1 protein-coding gene is annotated in these 468 nt (G+C 74.1%); it reads right to left on the bottom strand.

Going from position 1 to position 468, the window contains the following annotated elements; genetic code table 11:
- On the bottom strand, window positions 1-468 hold a 468-nt coding region (locus A612_RS15495), incomplete at both ends, for a ComEC/Rec2 family competence protein (RefSeq protein ID WP_040437189.1).

The following is a 468-nucleotide window of genomic DNA, read 5'->3' as shown; positions in this document are numbered from 1 at the left end:
CGGCGGCCACAACACCCCCAGCAGCGCAGGCGGCAGCACCACCAGCGTCGCCCAGGGAATGGCCAGCAGGTTGGCCACCAACCCGATCACCGACACCTGACCGAACAGCAGCAGCGTGAGCGGCGCCAGCGCCACCGTCACCACCCCCTGCTCGCGCAGCATCGCCCCGCCGCGCGCCAGCACACCCCGCGGCCTTGGCGCCCGGCCACGGTCGGTGGCGAACAGCACCGCCACCGCCACGAAACTCAGCCAGAAGCCCGCCTGCAGCATGGCCCAGGGATCCAGGGCCAGCACCACGGCGCAGGCCAGCAGCCAGACCTGTGGCCAGGGCCACTGCCGCCCCGACAGGCGCAGCAGCGCCACCGTCGCGAGCATGCAGATGGTGCGCTGCGCCGGCACGCCCCAGCCGCTGAACAACGCATAGGCCGCCGCCAGCAACACCCCGCCCACCAGCGCGGCGGTCGGCGC

Origin of the sequence: Melaminivora alkalimesophila (assembly GCF_000282995.1) — a bacterium.
GTDB lineage: Bacteria > Pseudomonadota > Gammaproteobacteria > Burkholderiales > Burkholderiaceae_C > Melaminivora > Melaminivora alkalimesophila.
The sequence above is the reverse complement of the archived record's forward strand: the minus strand, read 5'-3'. Positions and strand labels throughout refer to the sequence as shown.